1 protein-coding gene is annotated in these 2,770 nt (G+C 43.1%); it reads right to left on the reverse strand.

The window, feature by feature from the left end:
- Positions 1-2,173, reverse strand: a 2,173-nt coding sequence (locus AC4II3_RS32325; protein WP_488029263.1) for a filamentous hemagglutinin N-terminal domain-containing protein, incomplete at its 3' end; no start/stop codon positions are given.
- Positions 2,174-2,770: the final 597 nt, after the last annotated feature.

Consider the following 2,770-nt stretch of genomic DNA (forward strand, 5'->3'; position numbering starts at 1 on the left):
CTGTACCGGTATCGGTGCCACCATCGGTTCCTGTACCGGTATCGGTGCCACCATCTGTACCGGTATCGGTGCCACCATCGGTTCCTGTACCTGTACCGGTATCGGTGCCACCATCGGTTCCTGTACCAGTATCGGTACCACCATCTGTACCGGTATCGGTGCCACCATCCGGTAGATTTCCCGGATTAATACTAATCTCTCCTTCCGTACCTCCGACAGACTCTAACCGTGATTTAGAATCTATTTGTGCTTTTATTGCTTCTACATCAGCTTCGCTAGTAATGTCAGGAGCAAAGACTATGACATCACCACCATTGCCACCCCTCTGAGCTTGTGTGTTGATATCAATATTCTCAAAGTTAACATTGTTTGAATCTGGAACATTAAACGTTATGTTACCAGAATCACCACCGTTTGATGCCTCGGTGATAATTGTAAGAGTCTCACCATTTACCTGAATGCTTCCCTGTCTAGTTTCCAAGGTTACATCACCAGAATTATTACCCCCTATTTCTGTCGTCCTGATCGTGGTAACAATCAAACCATCATTATTACGGAATATAATGTCGTCTTGAGCTGATAAGATTACAGGTCCAGCATCACCCTGATCAGAACTCGTGTCGATATCACCAATAGTGATACTCCCTTCCGATGAATTCTGTTCGATATTAGAGAATTCTGTACCCTCTACGGTGACTGATTGATTAGGATCAAAATTAACTGGATTACTCAATTGATCCTCACTCAAACCTGCTCGCAAAATCAGAGAGCGGCGTTGGGTCAAATTTTCAAAATCTGGATCTGAAGTGGGAATCGAGCCAGTGGTGTCTGGCTGTGTGATCTCGATATTTCCCCCCTCAATACTTCCGGTAGATTCTACTTTTAGGGAAGCTCCTGTATAGTCGCCAAAGATGACATCGCCTCTAGAGATAATAATCGGGTCATAAAAGCTCAGAAAATTACCCGGTTTACCGGATAAATTGAGAATCGAGAAACTACCACCACTGGCAAAGTGAGCATCTCCGGAAATAATCCCATCACTAACTAAACTAAGATTACCGCCACTCTGAAAGGGTGTCTTAGGATGATTCAGTGCCAGAATATCAATGCCTAAATCCCCCTGAATGTAGAGGTCTCCTCCCGCTGTAGCATTGAAGGGATTATCGAGTGTGTCCCTTACCACCACTTTATTCTGGGCCAGTAGGTTTAAGTCTTCCGTGGTAGACAACTGGCTTTCTACTAGAGTCAGATTGTTGTTGGCGGATAGGGTTGCAGTTTGTGCCGTTACTTCTTTAGCCGCTACATCTCCAGACTCTAAAGTGATGGCTGAATCCTGCAACGTTACAGTACCATCACCATTATCCTTGTATTCTGTGGCATGACCGACATCAGCGCCAGTTAAAAGTTCAGGCAATAGCACAGGTGTGAAGGATTCTTGGTCAGTGAGTAGGGGGTGAATTTCCAAATTCAGCAAGTGCCCCTCTTGGGTAATTTTCACTAAACTTTCCCCTGGTACAGCAGCTACCGTAATTTTTCCGTCTTGTGCTGCCAGTTCTCCAGTACTGATCACAGTGCCACCCAGTAAGGTTAGGTTATTTCCTGGTGTCACCTCTAGCTGGCCGTGATTGATAATGGCTCCTGGTGTACCTAATGTCTCGAACCTAAAGACACTAGGTGTTCCAATTAAGGAAAAGTAGTCGTTGTTACCAAAGGCACTAAACCAATTATTATCACCAAAGCCAATACCTGTAGCGGTGGTAGCGGTGAATGCTCCTGGGATGTTCAGCTGGGCATCGGCACCAAAAATTATCCCCGCTGGGTTCATTAAAAACAGGTTGGCGTTGCCCCCTGTGACTTGCATGAGACCGTTAATCACTGAAGCGTTGCCACCTGTAACCCGATTGAGAATGTTTTTTATACCGGGTTGAGACAAAAAATTAACAATTTGGTCTTGGTCTAAACCAAACTCCAGAAAGCTGTGAAATAAATTAGAGCCATCACCTGATTGAATACCTCCCTCAATGTCAAAGCGATTACCATCTTGGATAACTTCCGTGTCAGTAGTGCCATCGCTTTGAATCGGCTGTGCTATTGTCGGTATAACCCAAAGAAGTCCTGCCCACACATAGAGAACGCTCAGGGATTGACTAATTCTGCTCACAGCTAATTTCATCTGGCTTATTGGTAAAATCTTTATGATTCGGTTATCTTAATCGGTTCTAATCTTAAATTAAAATTCCTGGATAATTAACAAAGTTAATCGAATCTTTTATTCTATAGCTGAATTTATTGTTATCTTTATAACTTTCGTTTAACAGTATTTTAAAAATTCACATAAACCCTGGTTGTCTTTATAAAAACAAAACAAATCTTTTCTATAAATAGTGGTAATATTACCTTTCTAGTTTAACCGTGAAATAAATAATGTCAAATCTGGATTAATTCTTATAAAATTACCAAATATTATCGATTTCAAAAGTCATCTACTAGTGTTATAATTGCCAATCTCAAAAACTATTTCAGTAATCAGCAATCAGCTATTAGCAATCAGCAATCAGCTATTAGCTTAAGCGCTACGCCCACCCGTGCGCGTTCAGCCAAAGGCCTGTGGCCAAGCTACACCGAACAGCTTTTGAATAAAATAAGCACCTCAAGCAGCGTGAGCTTTTAGCTGACGGCACCTCAAGTAGCGTGAGCTTTTAGCTGACGGCACCTCAAGTAGCGTGGCCAACGGCCAACGGCTGACGGCTGATCACTGACCGCTCTGGTT

The sequence above is a fragment of the Moorena sp. genome, from assembly GCF_982860115.1.